This window comes from Pseudomonas sp. RA_15y_Pfl2_54, assembly GCF_963971015.1.
Classification (GTDB): Bacteria; Pseudomonadota; Gammaproteobacteria; order Pseudomonadales; family Pseudomonadaceae; genus Aquipseudomonas; species Aquipseudomonas baetica_A.
In genome coordinates this window covers 112,014-126,013 of the sequence record NZ_CAXAPN010000004.1, presented here as the reverse complement: position 1 = coordinate 126,013, position 14,000 = coordinate 112,014, and the positions used below count along the sequence as shown (strand labels likewise).

At 60.4% G+C, this 14,000-nt stretch carries 14 protein-coding genes; 2 read left to right on the top strand and 12 right to left on the bottom strand.

Annotated features, from left to right (window positions below; genetic code table 11):
* Nucleotides 1–22 precede the first annotated feature (22 nt).
* The gene (locus tag AACY50_RS04430) at nt 23–328 is read left to right on the top strand and encodes a chaperone modulator CbpM (RefSeq protein WP_339431811.1); all 306 of its coding nucleotides are present in this window, start codon (nt 23–25) and stop codon (nt 326–328) included.
* 148 nt (nt 329–476) lie between these two features.
* Here AACY50_RS04430 and AACY50_RS04425 read toward each other — a convergent pair whose 3' ends face one another.
* Nucleotides 477–1,604 (bottom strand): sensor histidine kinase, encoded by a 1,128-nt coding sequence (locus AACY50_RS04425; protein WP_339431812.1) that lies wholly within the window; start codon nt 1,602–1,604, stop codon nt 477–479.
* Nucleotides 1,605–2,034: 430 nt separating this feature from the next.
* On the opposite strand from AACY50_RS04425, the gene AACY50_RS04420 reads away from it, so the two are divergent.
* On the top strand, nt 2,035–3,663 hold the full coding sequence (locus AACY50_RS04420; RefSeq protein ID WP_339538210.1) for a hypothetical protein: 1,629 nt from the start codon (nt 2,035–2,037) through the stop codon (nt 3,661–3,663).
* A 163-nt stretch (nt 3,664–3,826) separates the two neighbouring features.
* Here AACY50_RS04420 and ureC read toward each other — a convergent pair whose 3' ends face one another.
* The 11 genes from ureC to urtA all read right to left on the bottom strand — a co-directional run bounded on the left by ureC (nt 3,827) and on the right by urtA (nt 13,892).
* Nucleotides 3,827–5,527, bottom strand: a complete 1,701-nt coding sequence (gene ureC, locus AACY50_RS04415; RefSeq protein ID WP_339431814.1) for an urease subunit alpha — start codon at nt 5,525–5,527, stop codon at nt 3,827–3,829.
* Between the two features lie 142 nt (nt 5,528–5,669).
* Entirely contained in the window at nt 5,670–5,975 is a 306-nt protein-coding gene (locus AACY50_RS04410) for an urease subunit beta (RefSeq protein WP_007915947.1), read from the bottom strand.
* A complete protein-coding gene (locus tag AACY50_RS04405) occupies nt 5,975–6,508 on the bottom strand; it encodes a GNAT family N-acetyltransferase (protein ID WP_339431815.1) in 534 nt (177 codons plus the stop codon). Before AACY50_RS04405 ends, AACY50_RS04410 begins: the two co-directional genes overlap by 1 nt.
* Nucleotides 6,509–6,513: 5 nt before the next feature.
* Nucleotides 6,514–7,047 carry a GNAT family N-acetyltransferase gene (locus tag AACY50_RS04400; protein WP_339431816.1) on the bottom strand — a complete coding sequence of 178 codons (534 nt, stop codon included), beginning with the start codon at nt 7,045–7,047 and terminating at the stop codon, nt 6,514–6,516.
* Between the two features lie 9 nt (nt 7,048–7,056).
* Nucleotides 7,057–7,359 carry an urease subunit gamma gene (ureA, locus tag AACY50_RS04395; RefSeq protein ID WP_339431817.1) on the bottom strand — a complete coding sequence of 101 codons (303 nt, stop codon included), beginning with the start codon at nt 7,357–7,359 and terminating at the stop codon, nt 7,057–7,059.
* A gap of 42 nt (nt 7,360–7,401) precedes the next feature.
* Entirely contained in the window at nt 7,402–8,241 is an 840-nt protein-coding gene (locus tag AACY50_RS04390) for an urease accessory protein UreD (RefSeq protein ID WP_339538209.1), read from the bottom strand.
* A gap of 30 nt (nt 8,242–8,271) precedes the next feature.
* Complete coding sequence (urtE, locus tag AACY50_RS04385) at nt 8,272–8,970, bottom strand: urea ABC transporter ATP-binding subunit UrtE (protein WP_103306101.1); 699 nt, start codon at nt 8,968–8,970, stop codon at nt 8,272–8,274.
* Nucleotides 8,971–9,016: 46 nt separating this feature from the next.
* On the bottom strand, nt 9,017–9,886 hold the full coding sequence (gene urtD, locus AACY50_RS04380) for an urea ABC transporter ATP-binding protein UrtD (protein ID WP_401159194.1): 870 nt from the start codon (nt 9,884–9,886) through the stop codon (nt 9,017–9,019).
* Nucleotides 9,883–10,962 carry an urea ABC transporter permease subunit UrtC gene (gene urtC / locus AACY50_RS04375; protein ID WP_339431819.1) on the bottom strand — a complete coding sequence of 360 codons (1,080 nt, stop codon included), beginning with the start codon at nt 10,960–10,962 and terminating at the stop codon, nt 9,883–9,885. The genes urtD and urtC overlap by 4 nt, the downstream gene beginning before the upstream one ends.
* Nucleotides 10,962–12,464: an urea ABC transporter permease subunit UrtB gene (gene urtB, locus AACY50_RS04370; RefSeq protein ID WP_339538208.1), complete on the bottom strand. Its 1,503-nt coding sequence runs from the start codon at nt 12,462–12,464 to the stop codon at nt 10,962–10,964. Before urtB ends, urtC begins: the two co-directional genes overlap by 1 nt.
* 162 nt (nt 12,465–12,626) lie before the next feature.
* Complete coding sequence (gene urtA / locus AACY50_RS04365; protein WP_221732833.1) at nt 12,627–13,892, bottom strand: urea ABC transporter substrate-binding protein; 1,266 nt, start codon at nt 13,890–13,892, stop codon at nt 12,627–12,629.
* Nucleotides 13,893–14,000 lie beyond the last annotated feature (108 nt).

Here is a 14,000-nt window from a genome sequence, read left to right as displayed (position 1 = left end):
CCCAGCGACGGAGTAGCCCAACATGAGCAGCCCCCTGATCGTTCAACTGGACATGGCAGAATTCTGTGAGGCAGCCGATTTATCGGACGTCTACGTGATCGAAATCGTCGAACACGGCATCCTCGAACCTCAGGGCGCACAGCCCCGGGACTGGCGTTTCACCGACTACGAACTGGCCCTGGCCAAACGCGCCGCCAAGTTGCGGCGCGATCTGGAGCTGGAGTGGGAAGGGGTGGCGCTGGCGCTCGATCTGCTTGAGGAGGTTCGCCAACTGCGGGCCGAGAACCGCATGCTCAAGCAGCGGTTGGGACGCTTGGTGGTCGAATAGCTTGTCTGATGTCGATCGGTTGTTTGGGCATGGCCCTTCGCGAGCAAGCCCGCTCCCACAATTGGCATGCGGACTTCGGTGCGCAGTGAAATGCGGACTTCTGTGGGAGCGGGCTTGCTCGCGAAGAACGATAACGCGCTAATCCTGACTAAACGTTTCTGGGCAACACCACGCTGAAGCGCGTCCCGTCAGCCTCGTTCGAGCTGACTTCAATCGTCCCGCCATGGGCGCTGACCACTTCCTTGACGATGAACAAACCCAACCCCAGGCTGGTTGACGGCTGACCGAGTTGCTCGTCGGCGCTGCGCACCAACGGGTCGAAAATCGTGCCAATCGCCTCTTCGGGAATCGGCGTACCGTGGTTATGCACTGACACAAGCACGCTGTCGCCTTCGCCCCTGAGGTCGATCGCTACGTCGCGTTGATTCGAACCATGCTGCAAGGCATTGCCGATCAGATTTTGCAGCAACTGATCGATCCGCCCCGCGTCCCACGTTCCGTGAGTGTCGCCGCTGATTTTCAACGTTGGATGGCACTGCGGATTGCCGGCGCGGGCCTCGGCAATCGCTGCCCTTGCAGCGTCGGCCATGTCCATTGGCACTGACTCGATCGGCAGGCTCTTTCCCAGACGACAGCGCACCAGTTCGAGTAAGTCGCTGACCATCGACGCCATGTGCCGGGCGCCACGCTTGATGTTCAGGGCACAGGTCAGCGCATCTCCCTCCAGACTGGTTTTGCGCAAGAGCAATTCGCTGGACATGCTCACCGCTTGCAGCGGCACGCGCAAATCGTGCCCCAGGATGGCGAGAAAAATGTCCCGCGAACGCTCGACCTGCTCGGCGTATGCCGCAGTCGACTCGGCCAACGCTTGGTCGATGGCTTCGTTGAAACGGATCATGTCCTGGAAGTACACCATCTCCGGCGTCCCCAGACTTTCGACCCAGCGGCGGATCACGCAGGCGCGCAAGTGGCGAAACTCCGAGGTCATCTGCACCAGATCAAAACCGACGGTGTGGCGCAGTTCGCCATGGCTGGAGCCGGCCTGATTGAGGCTGGGGGTTACTTCCAGGCCTTCACCCTTGGCTTTGGCCGCTTGCTCGTCGGGGCTCTGCGGTTTGTTCATGTCCCGTGCGGCGGCCAGCAGGATGGCCTTGGCGTGATCACGCAGCGCGGTCGAGTCCAGATAATCGGCGGCGGGCGTAATGGTGCCTGCGAACTCCTCCCATTCATCGACGATACGATCAACGTGTTGCCTGATGAATTCGGATAGGCGCATGGCAGGTTCCCTTCTGGATTGTTTCGGGATATTAACCTCTTTGTAGCCCCTGCCACAGTACCGTTGATACGTATCGGAAAGTTTCTATTGTACTGATAGTACTGTTTGGTATTGATTCATAAATTTAAACTTCGAAATTGTGAATGATTGGCTGCTCTTTGTGAGCGGTTTCTTGATGATTTTTAGTTGTTTTTATCTGCGAGATATCTGGTATTTTTATCGTGCATGAAAGAGTTGCAGATGATCTTAAGTGCATGCTTTCCGTTTTATAAGATGTTTTGGTTGTGTTGTTTATATAGCGTCGTACATAAGGATATGTACTTGTCTGATACCGGGCGCGGCAGTTACACAGTCAACAAGCAATCATGCAGCACGCTACTCGGTTACCGATGTCGGTCACTGATAAAACCTATTCAAGGACGAATAATTCATGGTACGAAAACCGCCTTCCAAAGGCCCTGCCTCTGTCGATGGGCACACAGGGCCCACGCCACCGTCGGGCGCTGTCTCGCCGCCTCGCGATACGCTACACCGCTTCGATTTCCTTTCTCCTGACATCGCGCCAGCGCGAAATCTGCGCGGTGACGGCACCGCCGCCGGCGTGACGCCTGATACATCTTTGCCAGCATCCACGGTCACGATCAGCGCGGTCACCCCCCCTCCCGACTTCGCCCGGGCGGTGACTCGAAACACTTTGCCAGATTACGCGTTCAGGGCGTCGGTCCAACTGCCGGAGGCCGACGCGCACGGTTTACGGTCAGTCAAGGGACGTGGTTATGCCGAAGTGTCGGGCGGAGATATCGTGCCTGTCGCAACGGATCCGCAAACCGGTCTGTACCGGGCACGACTGGAAAGCGAACGGTTTGCGTCGGGGCCTGCGCTGGAGCGTGATCCTGTCAGTGGGCAATGGGCCGAGCTGAGTGAATTCGGATCGGGTGCCAGCCGATCCGCCAGCCCTCGGATATTCGCATCTGACAAAACCGTGCAACTGAAACTGTCGGCCGCGCACGAAGTGGAATTCAACGGCGCCAAATACTTCGCCGCCCGGTCACCTGACGCGGGAGACGGGCAGCATTACCTGCTGCGGGTACGCGACCCTCAAAAACCGTCCGAGCTGCTCAGCAGCGGGATCATTGCCACTCCCGATGCGGCGGGTACCTGGCATCGTCGAGGTCGCAAGGGCGGAATGAAGGCCGGGCATTCCGATGAAGAGTTCGAATTGGCGCTGGAATCATTGCCGACGCGATCGGATTCTCCCGATGATGTTTTTGAACTGGCGTCGGAGTCGATGCCGATCAAGCCTTATACCCCTGAAGAACTCAGCAGCATGCGCCACTACGTGCGTTATTCGGGCGAGAACAACAAGCTGGGCTCATACAACCGTGCCAACAATGGTAAATATCCGATCAGGGGAATTGATGGCAAACCGATGTATGTCAGAAGCATTGAGCCAGAAGCGTCCATGGCCAGTGGAAACAGATACACCTCGGAGCAGGTTCTGCCCTACCTGAAGGCGGGTGGTTTTGAACAGGTTGCCAGGTTGTATGAGGAAAAACTGCAGTTACGGACCTTTACTGAAGCAGACATTATCGTTCCCGGCGAAAAGGCTCTGATCGGACAATCGATGGTGGTGGCGAACCGGCGCATCAGCAAAGGGGAAATCATGGGGGTATATGGTGGAGATCTTGTACCTGCCGCTCGCCTGTCACTGGCCGAACAAACATTTGCCATGTACGCAACTACCGGCACTTTTATAGAGGATGGCAGGCCACGGGAATTTTCAATCGTTGTGGTGGGCGACAATATTGTTTCCAGAATCAACACCAACTTCGTATTTAACGCGGCCGGCCGGCCACTGCGACAATCGCCGGGAGGGTATAACGTTGAAACCGTTGCTTTTCGCGTTGACGCCGAAGACCGATCCGGGGGAGAGGTGGTTCGCAGAGGATTAGAGCTGAGTACTGTTTTTGCAACCACGGATATTCCGGCGGGTAAGGAACTAAGGTTGAATTATCACTACTCTCGCGAGATGGTCGCTTTGTTGTTTCCGGCTCCATGATGGAATGTTTGTAATCTCATTGCCGATACAACACTGAGCGGGGCGGATTCAAGAGCGTGGCTGATCTGTGGGTGAGTCATCAGTCCCGCCGTAAATCGGGACACCGTCACCTATGCAGGGATCTCGAGTACGGACACGAGTGTCCGTACTCGGGACGCGGGCTCTAAAACAGAAAGTAGCGTTGAGCCATCGGCAGCGTTTCCGCCGGTTCACACCACAGCAGCACACCGTCAGCCTTGACTTGATACGTCTGCGGATCGACATCGATGTTCGGCAGGTAATCGTTGTGGATCAGGTCGGTTTTCTGCACCTCGCGGCAACCTTTGACCACGGCGATCTTCTTCTTCAAACCCAATGCTTGGGGCAAACCGGCCTCCTGCGCGGCCTGGCTGATGAAGGTCAGGCTGGTGGCGTGCAGCGAGCCACCATAACTGGCAAACATCGGGCGGTAGTGCACCGGTTGCGGGGTCGGGATCGAGGCGTTGGCATCGCCCATCAGGCTGGCGGCAATCGCGCCGCCCTTGAGAATCAGCGTCGGTTTGACACCAAAAAACGCCGGACGCCAAAGCACCAGATCGGCCCACTTGCCGACTTCGATCGAACCGACTTCATGGCTGATGCCATGGGTGATCGCCGGGTTGATGGTGTATTTGGCGATGTAGCGTTTGGCGCGGAAGTTGTCGTTGCCTTCGCCATCCTGCGGCAACGGGCCGCGCTGCTTTTTCATCTTGTCGGCGGTTTGCCAGGTGCGGGTGATGACTTCGCCAACACGGCCCATGGCCTGGCTGTCGGAGCTGATCATCGAGAAGGCGCCGAGGTCGTGGAGGATGTCTTCGGCGGCAATCGTCTCGCGGCGGATGCGGCTTTCAGCGAACGCGACGTCTTCGGCGATGCTCGGGTCGAGGTGGTGGCAGACCATCAGCATGTCCAGGTGTTCGTCGATGGTGTTGCGGGTGAACGGCCGGGTCGGGTTGGTCGAACTCGGCAGCACGTTGGCAAACCCGCAGGCCTTGATGATGTCCGGCGCGTGGCCGCCACCGGCACCCTCGGTGTGATAGGTGTGGATGGTGCGGCCCTTGAACGCGCCGAGGGTGGTTTCGACGAAGCCGGATTCGTTGAGGGTGTCGGTGTGGATCGCCACCTGCACATCGTATTGATCGGCAACGCTCAGGCAGTTGTCGATGCTCGCCGGGGTGGTGCCCCAGTCTTCGTGCAGCTTGAGGCCAATGGCGCCGGCCTTGACCTGTTCGATCAACGGCTCCGGCAGGCTGGCGTTGCCCTTGCCGGTGAGGCCGATGTTCATCGCGAAGGCGTCGGCGGCCTGGAGCATGCGCGCCAGATGCCACGGGCCGGAAGTGCAGGTCGTCGCGTTGGTGCCGGTGGCCGGTCCCGTGCCGCCGCCGATCATGGTGGTGACGCCGCTCATCAGCGCCTCTTCGATCTGCTGCGGGCAGATGAAGTGGATGTGCGTGTCAATGCCGCCGGCGGTGAGGATCATGCCTTCGCCAGCGATCACTTCGGTGCCGGCGCCAATGGCCATGGTCACGTTGGGTTGCACGTCCTGGTTGCCGGCCTTGCCGATGGCGGCGATGCGGCCGTCCTTGAGGCCGACGTCGGCTTTGACGATGCCCCAGTGATCAACGATCAGTGCGTTGGTGATCACGGTGTCGACCACCTCGGCGGCCAGCAACTGGCTCTGTCCCTGGCCGTCGCGGATGACTTTGCCGCCGCCGAATTTCACTTCTTCGCCGTAGGTGGTGAAGTCTTTTTCGACCTCGATCCACAGCTCGGTGTCGGCCAGGCGCACCTTGTCGCCGACGGTGGGGCCGAACATGTCGGCGTAGGCTTGACGGGAGATCTTCATTCGTTCGCCTTGAAATTCAGTTGAGTTTGAGACTGTTCGCTGCGCTCACAGATTCGCGAGCGAGCCCGCTCCCACAAGGGAACGCGGTCCAAATGTGGGAGCGGGCTTGCTCGCGAAGGGGCCAGAGCAGACACCGCATTACTTAGAGATCACCCATCACCCGTCCGGCAAAACCGAACACCCGGCGATGCCCGGCGTAATCCACCAGCTCAACCTCGCGACTCTGTCCCGGCTCGAAGCGCACCGCCGTGCCGGCCGGAATATTCAGGCGCATGCCACGGCTGGCCGCTCGATCAAAGGTCAGGGCGTCATTGGTTTCGAAAAAGTGATAGTGCGAGCCGACCTGAATCGGCCGGTCGCCGCTGTTGGCGACTTTCAGGCTGACCGTGCGGCGGCCGACGTTGAGTTCGATGTCGCCGGGCTGGATCTGGTATTCACCGGGAATCATCACTGGGCTCCTTGCAGAATCTTGTAGTAGAGGGCGGTTGGCCGGTAGGTGCCGTGCGGGTCACAGGCGTAGTCGGGGATTTCACCTGCGCGGATGTAGCCAAGCGCCCTGTAGAAGTCTTCGGCTGGAGAGCCGGCTTCGGTGTCGAGGTAAAGCATGCCGCGTTTGTGTCTTGGGGCTTCAAGCTCCAGGGCGCTCATCAATTGCTGGCCAAGGCCACGCCGACGGGCGTGTTCGCGCACGAGCAGCTTCTGCACTTCGGCGCGATTGAGGCCGTTGGCCTTCTGGCACAGTCCCAGTTGCACGCTGGCCTGCACTTGCTCGTCCTTGACCACCACCCAGAGCAACACGCTGCCTTTGTTGATGTTGTCCTGAACCTCATCGAAATAGGCGCGAGCCTGAGCCGCATCGAGGTCGGCCATGAATCCGACACTGGCGCCATAACCCACTGCATCGAGCAGCAGATCGATCAGGCCCTGACGATAGTGGGCAAAGCTTTCAGCATTGACGCGGCGCAGTTGGGCGGCGTTCATCGATGTCACTCCTTGTTGGCGTCAGGCGGCTGCGCGCCAGGGTTGAGGGTGAGCTGCATGAAAGTCAGGTCGAGCCAGCGACCGAACTTGGTGCCGACTTGCGGCATCTGGCCTGTGGTGATGAAACCGGCGCGTTCATGCAGAGCAATCGAGGCAGCGTTGCCAGTTTCGATGGCGGCGACCATGACGTGTTTGCCACAGGCCCGGGCCCGCTCGATCAGCACGCTCATCAGTTGCGGGCCGAGGCCGTTGCCGCGTTGGTCGCTGCGCACATAAACCGAGTGCTCGACGGTATGACGAAAACCGTCGAATGGCCGCCAGTCACCAAAAGAAGCGTAGCCGAGCACCGCGTTGTCGGCGTCGACGATCACCAGAATCGGATAAGCCTGGGCCTGACGGGCGCTGAACCATGCCTGACGGTTGCCGAGGTCGACGGGCGCGTCGTTCCAGATCGCCGCGGTGTTGAGCACCGCGTCGTTGTAAATGTCGCGGATCGCCGGCAGGTCGGCATGCAGCGCATCGCGAATGCTGTAAGTCATGGCCCGGCCTCAGACGATCGGTTGGTGAACAGTGACCAGTTTGGTGCCGTCGGGGAACGTCGCTTCGACCTGGATCTCGGGGATCATCTCCGGGATGCCTTCCATCACTTGTTCGCGGGTCAGCAGGGTGGTGCCGTAGTGCATCAGCTCGGCCACGGTCTGGCCGTCACGGGCGCCTTCGAGCAGCGCGGCGCAGATGTAGGCCATGGCTTCGGGGTAGTTGAGCTTCACACCGCGCGCCAAACGCCGCTCGGCGACGAGGCCGGCGGTGAAGATCAACAGCTTGTCTTTTTCGCGTGGGGTCAGGTCCATTGTGGATATCCATCAGGGCAGATTGAAAAGTTGTCATGCATTTCAGGTGTTCCAGATTCTTGGGGGCAGGGCGTCGCGGCCTAGCAGGGCGGGGCGCAGCAAGCGCCACAAGTCGATCAGCCAGGCGCGGGCCAGCAGTGCCTCGCTCGCCAGGCAACGGGCAACCAGCAATCCCGGCAACTGCGTCAGATCCCCGCGCACGTCATGGCCCAGCGAGCGGCAGAGTTCCAGCCGTTCGGCATCAATCTCACCGGTCACCAGCAACGTGGCAAACACCGGTTGGCCGTCCAGCCCTATCGGCGAATCGAGCAAACCGTCATCGCCGACAATGCGCTGGCGCTCATGCCAGAGCAATCGACCGTCGCGACGAATATCCAGGTGCGATTGAAAATGCCCGAGGTCGAAACGCTCGCCGCTGGCCGGACGACCCAGCGCCACCACGTCCCAGTAGAACAGCCGCGCATCCCCCTCAAGCTCAATCGAGGTGGTCAGCTCGGCCTGTGCTGCGCTGTAGACGATGGTTTCCTGTGGCAGCCATTCCAGCGTTGCTCCGGCAGCGACTTTCAAGTCGAGCTTTTGAAAGGCCGGGCCCGCGGCGCGATACCACTTGGCCGCGCCGGGGCTGGTGATCTGCGCCCAGGCGTGTGGTTCGACGCGGGCGCTGATGTCCAGCCGATCACCGCCGGCAATGCCACCCGGCGGATGGACGATGATGTGCTGGCAGACCTCGGGGCCTTCGGCATACAGATGCTTCTGCACCCGCAGCGGGCCGAGGTGCCGGCGCTGAACCGGGCGCGTGCAGTCGCCGAAGCGGGCGTACGCCAACTCCAGCTCGGCGTGCCAGCTCGGGGTAAACAGGGCAGTCGTTAAAGGTAAATTCATGTTTTCTGATTATCGTCAGGACGCTACAGGTTAGATCGTAACCAGTCCGCGCACACCCTCGGCTTCCATGTTTTCTCCGCGTCCCTGCTGGACAATTTCGCCCCGGGACATCACCAGATACTGATCGGCCAGTTCAGCGGCGAAATCGTAGAACTGCTCCACCAGCAGAATCGCCATGTCGCCTCGGGCGGCGAGCTTTTTGATCACCGCGCCAATCTCCTTGATCACCGACGGCTGAATACCTTCGGTGGGCTCGTCGAGGATCAGCAAACGCGGGCGGCTGGCCAGGGCTCGACCAATGGCCAACTGTTGTTGCTGACCACCGGACAAGTCGCCGCCGCGCCGCTGCTTCATTTGTAGCAGCACCGGGAACAATTCGTAGATGAAACCTGGCACCTCTTTGGCTTCGCTGCCGGGAAATCGCGACAGCCCCATCAGCAGGTTTTCTTCCACCGTCAGGCGGCCGAAGATTTCCCGGCCCTGCGGCACATAAGCGATCCCGGCGTGCACCCGCTGATGCGGCTTGAACGTGGTGATCGGTTTGCCTTCCCAATTCACTGCGCCTTCCTTGGCCGGCAACAGACCCATCAGGCATTTGAGCAGGGTGGTCTTGCCCACGCCGTTGCGCCCGAGCAGGCAGGTGACTTCCCCGACCTTCACGTCAAAGCTCAGGCCGCGCAGGATGTGGCTACCGCCGTAGTACTGGTGCAGCTTGTCGACTTGCAGCATGTTCAGAGTCTCCTCAAATCCCCTTGTGGGAGCGGGTGTTTGCAGTTCAGCGGCCCAGGTAGACCTCGATCACCCGCTCGTTTTCCTGCACCTGCTCAAGCGACCCTTCGGCCAGCACGCTGCCCTGGTGCAACACCGTGACGTGATCGGCAATCGAGCCGACAAAGCCCATGTCGTGTTCCACCACCATCAGCGAATGCTTGCCTGCCAGCGACTTGAACAGCTCGGCGGTGAATTCGGTTTCAGCGTCGGTCATGCCCGCGACCGGTTCGTCGAGCAGCAGCAGTTGCGGGTCTTGCATCAGCAACATGCCGATTTCCAGAAACTGCTTCTGGCCATGAGAGAGCAAGCCCGCCGGGCGATTGACCGAGGCGGTCAGGCGAATGGTCTCCAGCACTTCGCTGATGCGATCCTTCTGCTCGCCACTGAGGCGCGCACGCAAACTGGCCCACACCGACTTGTCGGTTTTTTGCGCCAGTTCGAGGTTTTCGAACACGCTCAGCGCTTCGAACACCGTCGGCTTCTGGAACTTGCGGCCGATGCCGGCCTGGGCGATCTGCACTTCGCTCATCTGCGTCAGGTCCAGGGTTTCGCCGAACCAGGCCTTGCCGTGGCTGGGGCGCGTCTTGCCGGTGATCACGTCCATCAGCGTGGTCTTGCCCGCGCCGTTGGGGCCGATGATGCAGCGTAATTCGCCGACGCCGATGTACAGGTTGAGGTTGTTCAGCGCCCGGAAGCCATCGAAGCTGACGCTGATCTCTTCCAGGGTCAGGATCGTCCCGTGACGCGTGTCGAGCCCCGGGCCAACGCGCTGGCCAAGGCCGATCGAGTCGCGGCTGGTGCCCTCATCCTTGTTGGGCTCCACGGGAAAAAAGGCCGGTTCGAGCATGAATTCAGCACTTGCCGTGACTCTCATTGTTCACCTCGTTTCTTCAGCAGACCAATCACGCCTTTGGGCAAATACAGGGTCACGATGATGAACAGCGCACCGAGGAAGAACAGCCAGTACTCGGGGAACGCCACGGTGAACCAGCTCTTCATGCCGTTGACCACGCCGGCGCCAAGCAACGGCCCGATCAACGTGCCGCGCCCGCCGAGGGCGACCCAGACCGCCGCTTCGATGGAGTTGGTCGGCGACATTTCGCTCGGGTTGATGATCCCCACCTGCGGCACGTACAGCGCACCGGCCAAGCCACACAACACTGCGCTCAACACCCAGACAAACAGCTTGAAGCCACGCGGGTCGTAACCGCAGAACATCAGGCGGTTTTCCGCATCGCGCAGCGCCGTCAGCACTCGGCCGAACTTGCTTTGCGCCAGACGCCAGCCGATAAACAGACTCGCCACCAGCAGCAACACCGTGGCCAGGAACAGCACCGCACGGGTGCCCGGTTCCGTGATGCCGAAACCGAGAATCGTGCGGAAATTGGTGAAGCCGTTGTTGCCGCCAAACCCGGTCTCGTTACGGAAAAACAGGAGCATGCCGGCGAAGGTCAGGGCCTGGGTCATGATCGAGAAATACACGCCCTTGATCCGCGAACGGAAGGCGAAGAAGCCGAACACCAGTGCCAGCAACCCCGGCGCCAGCACCACCAGGCACAGGGCCCAGACAAAGCTGCTGGTGCCGGCCCAGTACCACGGCAATTCGGTCCACGACAGGAAGGTCATGAACGCTGGCAAATCATCACCGGCGGCCTGACGCATCAGGTACATGCCCATCGCATAACCGCCGAGGGCAAAGAACAAGCCGTGGCCGAGGGACAGCAGACCGGCGTAACCCCAGACCAGATCCAGCGCCAGCGCGACGATGGCGTAGCAGAGGATTTTGCCGACCAGCGTCAGGGTGTACGCCGAGACATGCAGCGCGTTTTCCGGCGACAACAGCGACAGCAAAGGCATTGCGATCAGTAGCGCGAGGATCACCGCGCCAACGGCAATCGTGATTTTCGGGCCAGCCTTTTGCGTGGCCGTGACTAATAGAGGCTGGTTCATCAGTCGATCACCCGTCCTTTGAGTGCGAAGAGGCCTTGCGGACGTTTCTGAATGAACAGAATTATCAGCGCGAGGATCAGGATCTTGCCGAGCACCGCACCGATCTGCGGTTCGAGAATCTTGTTGGTGATACCGAGGCCGAACGCCGCCAGCACGCTACCGGCCAATTGGCCGACGCCGCCAAGCACCACCACCAGAAACGAATCGATGATGTAGCTTTGGCCGAGGTCCGGGCCGACGTTGCCAATCTGGCTCAGCGCCACACCGCCGAGGCCGGCGATACCGGAACCGAGACCGAAAGCGAGCATGTCGACGCGTCCGGTCGGCACGCCGCAGCAGGCGGCCATGTTGCGGTTCTGGGTGACCGCGCGCACGTTGAGGCCCAGGCGCGTCTTGTTCAGCAGCAGCCAGGTCAGCACCACCACAAACAGCGCGAAGGCGATGATGACGATGCGGTTGTACGGCAGCACCAGATTCGGCAGCACCTGAATGCCACCAGACAGCCATGCCGGGTTGGCCACTTCAACGTTTTGTGCGCCGAACAGTAAACGCACAAGCTGAATCAGCATCAGGCTGATGCCCCAGGTGGCGAGCAGGGTTTCCAGCGGTCGGCCATACAAGTGGCGAATCACCGTGCGCTCCAGCGCCATGCCGATGGCGGCGGTGACGAAGAACGCCACCGGCAGGGCGATCAGCGGATAGAACTCGATGGCCTGTGGGGCGTAGCGCTGGAACATCAGTTGCACCACGTAGGTCGAGTAGGCGCCCAGCATCAGCATTTCGCCGTGGGCCATGTTGATCACGCCCAGCAGACCGAAGGTGATCGCCAGGCCCAGCGCCGCGAGCAGCAGGATCGAGCCGAGTGACATGCCGCTGAACGCCTGGCCGAGTATTTCGCCGATCAACAGTTTGCGTTTCACCTGAGCGAGGCTGGTTTGGGCGGCAGTGCGCACGCCGACATCGGTTTCGACACCGGGTTCAAGCAAGCCTTCAAGACGAGTGCGAGCCAGCGGATCGCCGGTTTTACCGAGCAAGCGCACGGCGGCCAGCCGCACGGCCGGGTCAGTGTCGACCAGTTGCAGATTGGCCAGGGCCAGACTCAGGGCGGCGTGGACGCTTTCATCTGTTTCGCCAGCCAGTTGCTGGTCGAGGAATTTCAGCTGCGCGGGTTTAGCGCTTTTCTGCAATTGCTGCGCGCCAGCCAGACGGATTTTGGCGTCGGCGGCGAGCAATTGGTGGCTGGCCAGAGCGGTGTCGATCAGCCCCCGCAGGCGGTTGTTCAGGCGCAGGGTTTTGGCTTGGCCGTCGACGGTCAGTTCGCCTTGTTGCAGGGCGTTGATCAGCTCGATACGGGCCGGGTCGGGCTGCGCGGCCCAGTCTTGCAGCAGTTTGGCTTGTTGCATGGCGTTGGCGGCGACGAAGTCTTCGGCGTCGCCGGAATGCGCGGCCATCGGCAGTAAGAGCGCGATAGCGAGGAATAGACGGTAAAGGGCAGTCAGCATGTCATTGGCCTTACGCGGACAATGTGGGAGCGGGCTTGCTCGCGAATACGATGGGTCAGTCACATTGATGTTGGATGTGCCGCCGTCTTCGCGAGCAAGCCCGCTCCCACAGGGAATTGCATCAGGTCCGGGTTTTGTGCTCGGGCCCTGACACCCAGTGGCTCAGTTGCTCTTCACCGCATAATCCGGCTTCTTGTCGTTGCCTTCGATAAACGGGCTCCACGGCTGCGCACGGATCGGGCCTTCGGTCTGCCAGACCACGTTGAACTGACCATCGGCCTGGATCTCGCCGATCATCACCGGTTTGTGCAGGTGGTGATTGGTCTTGTCCATGGTCAGGGTGTAGCCCGACGGTGCGGCAAAAGTCTGGCCGGCGAGGGCTTCGCGGACTTTGTCGACGTCGGTGGACTTGGCTTTCTCCACGGCCTGCGCCCACATGTGGATGCCGACGTAGGTGGCTTCCATCGGGTCATTGGTCACCGCTTTGTCGGCGCCCGGCAGGTTGTGTTTCTTCGCGTAGGCTTTCCAGTCCGCGACGAACTTCTTGTTCACCGGGTTCTCCACCGACTCGAAGTAGTTCCATGCCGCGAGGTTGCCCACCAACGGTTTGGTGTCGATGCCGCGCAACTCTTCTTCGCCCACCGAGAAAGCCACCACCGGTACGTCGGTGGCTTTCAGGCCCTGGTTGGCCAGCTCTTTATAGAACGGCACGTTGGAGTCGCCGTTGACCGTGGAAATCACCGCAGTCTTGCCACCGGCCGAGAATTTTTTGATGTTGGCAACGATGGTTTGATAGTCGCTATGACCGAACGGCGTGTAGACCTCTTCGATGTCCTTGTCGGCCACGCCTTTGGAATGCAGGAACGAACGCAGGATCTTGTTGGTGGTGCGCGGGTAGACGTAGTCGGTGCCAAGCAGGAAGAAACGCTTGGCGCTGCCGCCTTCTTCGCTCATCAGGTATTCAACCGCCGGGATCGCTTGCTGGTTGGGCGCAGCGCCGGTGTAGAACACGTTCGGCGACATCTCTTCGCCTTCGTATTGCACCGGGTAGAACAGCAGACCGTTGAGTTCTTCGAACACCGGCAGCACCGATTTACGCGACACCGAGGTCCAGCAGCCGAACACCACGGCAACCTTGTCCTGGGTCAGCAACTGCCGGCCCTTTTCGGCGAACAACGGCCAGTTCGACGCCGGGTCGACGACAACGGGCTCGAGCATCTTGCCATTGACGCCGCCCTTGGCGTTGATCTCGTCGATGGTCATCAGCGCCATGTCTTTGAGCGATGTTTCGGAGATCGCCATGGTGCCGGACAACGAATGCAGAATCCCGACCTTGATGGTCTCGGCGGCCTGGACAGTCCAGGTCATGCCCATCGCGGCAATGGATGCCGTGAGTGTGAAAGCCTTGATCAAACTGCGACGCTTCATTGTGCGATCTCCATGAACGTTAAAGTTTTTTATGGTTGGCAGATGCGGACGACTGAAGGGTGTTTTGCAAGGGCTGTGCCCGGTCGGGGATGGGCAGGAAAATGTCGG

Excerpts from the sequence above, each read along its gene's own strand:
- AACY50_RS04430 (WP_339431811.1), top strand. The coding sequence starts at position 23 with ATGAGCAGCCCCCTGATCGTTCAACTGGACATGGCAGAATTCTGTGAG.
- AACY50_RS04425 (WP_339431812.1), bottom strand. The coding sequence starts at position 1,604 with ATGCGCCTATCCGAATTCATCAGGCAACACGTTGATCGTATCGTCGAT.
- AACY50_RS04420 (WP_339538210.1), top strand. The coding sequence starts at position 2,035 with ATGGTACGAAAACCGCCTTCCAAAGGCCCTGCCTCTGTCGATGGGCAC.
- ureC (WP_339431814.1), bottom strand. The coding sequence starts at position 5,527 with ATGAAGATCTCCCGTCAAGCCTACGCCGACATGTTCGGCCCCACCGTC.
- AACY50_RS04410 (WP_007915947.1), bottom strand. The coding sequence starts at position 5,975 with ATGATTCCCGGTGAATACCAGATCCAGCCCGGCGACATCGAACTCAAC.
- AACY50_RS04405 (WP_339431815.1), bottom strand. The coding sequence starts at position 6,508 with ATGAACGCCGCCCAACTGCGCCGCGTCAATGCTGAAAGCTTTGCCCAC.
- AACY50_RS04400 (WP_339431816.1), bottom strand. The coding sequence starts at position 7,047 with ATGACTTACAGCATTCGCGATGCGCTGCATGCCGACCTGCCGGCGATC.
- ureA (WP_339431817.1), bottom strand. The coding sequence starts at position 7,359 with ATGGACCTGACCCCACGCGAAAAAGACAAGCTGTTGATCTTCACCGCC.
- AACY50_RS04390 (WP_339538209.1), bottom strand. The coding sequence starts at position 8,241 with ATGAATTTACCTTTAACGACTGCCCTGTTTACCCCGAGCTGGCACGCC.
- urtE (WP_103306101.1), bottom strand. The coding sequence starts at position 8,970 with ATGCTGCAAGTCGACAAGCTGCACCAGTACTACGGCGGTAGCCACATC.
- urtD (WP_401159194.1), bottom strand. The coding sequence starts at position 9,886 with ATGAGAGTCACGGCAAGTGCTGAATTCATGCTCGAACCGGCCTTTTTT.
- urtC (WP_339431819.1), bottom strand. The coding sequence starts at position 10,962 with ATGAACCAGCCTCTATTAGTCACGGCCACGCAAAAGGCTGGCCCGAAA.
- urtB (WP_339538208.1), bottom strand. The coding sequence starts at position 12,464 with ATGCTGACTGCCCTTTACCGTCTATTCCTCGCTATCGCGCTCTTACTG.
- urtA (WP_221732833.1), bottom strand. The coding sequence starts at position 13,892 with ATGAAGCGTCGCAGTTTGATCAAGGCTTTCACACTCACGGCATCCATT.